Origin of the sequence: uncultured Campylobacter sp. (genome assembly GCF_938031315.1) — a bacterium.
Classification (GTDB): domain Bacteria; phylum Campylobacterota; class Campylobacteria; order Campylobacterales; family Campylobacteraceae; genus Campylobacter_B.
On sequence record NZ_CALHHT010000179.1, the window covers coordinates 1 to 3,301 of the forward strand.

The window sequence follows — 3,301 nt, forward strand, 5'->3', positions numbered from 1 at the left end:
CTGCCTGTGATAACAACGCAGAGCCGCAAAATTTTATCTCGGATGATAGCGGCTCTTTGCAGCAGAGCCCCAAAGCCAGGGATTACGACAAATATCCAATAATAGTAAAAAATTATGAGAGGCTGCTAATATCTACAATTACATTTTTATACGCGCCTATGATTTTAGGTGGATATATCCTAAGTATATGGGATTTAATTTTTTCAAAACACCATATATCGATGATGGAAATAGGCTCTAGCGTTATATTTGGAATTTTTATAGCGATAGTATTGAGACTTATTTATAGCAGCTGCGTTAGCAACAATAATTGCAAAATCTACTTTATGAATAATTCTATAGATTTCTATAACAACGGCGAGCTTGAGAGAAGGACCAACAATCTTCATTTAAATGATGTGATAGGCAGACCATTTTGGGGATATTGCAACGATGATAAGATTCGTCGCTTCATTTATAATATTATTATAATTTTTTCTATTGCAGCACTATCGTTTCTATCATCGCAAATTTTATTATTCTTCATTTTTTCAATACTTTCTGCAATCTTTTTGAAAATATTTTTTCACTTTTTAATTGTAGGCAATTTTAAGAATTTTTCATTCTTTTCTGCAATCGTAGTGGATTATCCGTACTATGAGCAGGAAAATACTTATTATTTAAGCTCTATTTTATCGGCAAAAAATTATTTAGTTTGCGTATATGATGCGGAAAGGCTAAACGAAATAAAAGAATGGTTTTTAGTTCGAAAAAATATCAATATAGATAAAATAGAAAAATATTATCTTAGCTAAAGTGGGCGGTTATGGATACAAGGAACAAAGAGGTTGAGTTTAGAGATTACGACAAAGATCCGATAGTTATAAAAAAGCTAGACGATCTGTTTTGGCTGATAGCTCTTGGAATTTTGTTAATTTGTTCTTTGACCTATCATTTTAGCAGTGAGTATAAATTTAGGTTTTATATGAAAATATTGCTAGGTTATGGCACCGCATTTTTCTTTATATACGCAGCGAGCTTTATAAATAGCAAAAAAACGATAACCTTTATGAAGGACAAAATAGAATTTAAAAATAAAACAAAATGCGAAAAAGAGATAGCTCTAAACAACATCTCCGTTTACAGATATGCTTATATGATTCCTAATTTTGCGCCCTTTGATGTGAAAATTAAATTTTGTGTTTTAGTTTTATTTATAATGATCTTCGTGGCATTATACAACTTTAAATTTTATATGTTTATTTTTATAATTATGGGCTTATTGCTGATGCCCATTATTAAATTTATCTACTATATTCTATTTGAGAAAACCGTTAGGTTCTTGCTTTGTGATAAATTACTGATATGCAATGATCGCGATTCTGAAGTATTTACGATCAATAATAAAAAGGAGTTTGGCGAGCTGCAAAAATATTTCTTGGATACGCTAAATATAGATATTACAGAGGGATATTTATTTTGGAAACCGCCTTATGATATTGCAAAAATAATAGTGAATAAAATGAACAAATTTATGAAATTCTAAAAACAAAAGATAAGGTTTAAAAAATATACAAACGATACATAATTAGCGTACCGCAGGATAAACAATTTAATCCGCAGAATATCGATCTTTAATGAAAAATAGAATTTAGAAAATTTAAATTCTAACGCTCCGCTTGAAATTTTGCCTTTAAAATTTACGCGCTAATCATCGCCGCTTTCATATGCGCCGAGCTCTACGAGATTGCCGTCAGGATCGCGCAGATAGATACTTTGCATAGCGCCGCGCGCGCCGGTGCGAGGCACGACGCCAAGCTCTATTTGTGCCCCTTTGCTTTCAAGCTCCGTTTTGAGCTGCTGCGCGCTTTGCCCCTCGCAGATGAGGCAAAAGTCCGCCGAGCCTGCGCTAGGACGCGCTGCAAACGGCGCAAACTCGCCCGCGCGGGTGTGGATATTGATCTTTGAAGAGCCGAAGCGCAGGCTGTGTTTGCCGCCCTCGCAAACGTGCTCTAAGCCCAAAATCCCTTCGTAAAATTGCACGCATTTTTGCAGATCCTCCGTAACTAGGACGAAGTGATCGATCTCTGTGATTTTCATTTCATCTCCCTGTGCGCTTGCAAGTCGCAAAATTTTTACGCCTCGCGGTGCAATCTTGGAATTCTGCCGTGAAATTTTGCGACAAAATTCCAAATGTTCATAGCGAGAAATCAAAATTCCGCGGCGTCAATTTTACGCGCAGAATTTCACAGCGGTAATTTTAAAATTCTAAAAATTTAGCCTAAACAAAATCGAACGCAGTGAAATTTCACGACCCCGCAAAATAGAAGCTAAATTTAACCCCTCGATTTTAAAATCATCGATTTTAAGATTATTTTGCCCGCTTCGACGCCCGGCTGATCGTAGGTATTGACGCCTAGGATCGCTCCGGTGGCGCTGGTCAGCAGCTCGAAGTAGTAAAACAAAAATCCCGCGCTCTGCTCGCACAGGCGCGAAACCTCGATGAGATCGACGCTGATACCTTCGTTGCTGACCGCTTGCAGCGTGGCGTCGCATTGGCGGCCTAGCACCTCGCTCAGGCGCATGCCGTTTACGAAGTCGCAGCTCTGAAGCGGCTCTAGGCTGAGCTGCGGTACGGCGTCCGAAAGCCCCGTGTCTGCGATCTTTAGAAAGGTTACGGTTTTGTCCTTGATGCCGTCCATAATGAGCTGAAGGAAGCTGTGTTGATCGCGCGAGCCCGAAAGCCCGATAGGAGTGAGCCCCTCGCGGCTAAAGCCGATCTTTTTGCCCAGGCTCTCGGCCCAGAGCTGCACGTACCACTCGCCGAAGCCGCGCAGCGCGTCGCAGTAGCTAAAAAGGACGTTGATTTTCGCACTTCTGTGCGTGGCGTAGTGGTGGGCTTTTTGTAAAATTTTATTCTGCGCTGCCTCGCCGCTTGCGGATAAAATTTCATCCAGATACGCTCTTTTTGCTTCCTCCGCACCGCTCAGAAGCGCGTGTGCATCGAGCCCTAGCCCTACTGCGGGCACGAGCCCCATCGCGCTTAGCACGCTAAAGCGACCGCCGACGTTGCGAGGCGTATTTAGGACGCTAGCGCCGTGCTCGCGCGCGAAGATATCTAACGGCGAGCCTGCGTCGGTGATGAAGATGAAATTGCGTGCCAAGCTTTTTAGATCGCGCACGCCGAAGCGATCCAAAACTACTTTAAAAAGCGAGATCGTCTCGATCGTGCCGCCTGATTTGGACGATACGATAAATATCGTGCGGGCAAAATTTAGCCCTTCTAGCGCGCGATTTACGCTGCGCCCGTCGAGATTATCCA

General features: G+C 41.4%; 4 protein-coding genes. 2 read left to right on the forward strand and 2 right to left on the reverse strand.

Annotated features, from left to right (window positions below):
- Positions 1-794: hypothetical protein (locus Q0236_RS04715; RefSeq protein ID WP_297915604.1), on the forward strand; the 794-nt coding region annotated here is incomplete at its 5' end.
- Positions 795-805: 11 nt separating this feature from the next.
- The gene (locus tag Q0236_RS04720; protein WP_297915606.1) at positions 806-1,525 is read left to right on the forward strand and encodes a hypothetical protein; all 720 of its coding nucleotides are present in this window, start codon (positions 806-808) and stop codon (positions 1,523-1,525) included.
- 161 nt (positions 1,526-1,686) lie between these two features.
- Here the strand turns inward: Q0236_RS04720 and Q0236_RS04725 are convergent, their stop codons facing one another.
- On the reverse strand, positions 1,687-2,079 hold the full coding sequence (locus tag Q0236_RS04725; RefSeq protein WP_297915608.1) for a VOC family protein: 393 nt from the start codon (positions 2,077-2,079) through the stop codon (positions 1,687-1,689).
- Between the two features lie 236 nt (positions 2,080-2,315).
- The coding region (locus tag Q0236_RS04730) for a glucose-6-phosphate isomerase (protein WP_297915610.1) at positions 2,316-3,301 on the reverse strand (986 nt) is incomplete at its 5' end.

Coding starts and splice junctions, on each gene's coding strand:
- Q0236_RS04720 (WP_297915606.1), top strand. CDS start 806: ATGGATACAAGGAACAAAGAGGTTGAGTTTAGAGATTACGACAAAGAT.
- Q0236_RS04725 (WP_297915608.1), bottom strand. CDS start 2,079: ATGAAAATCACAGAGATCGATCACTTCGTCCTAGTTACGGAGGATCTG.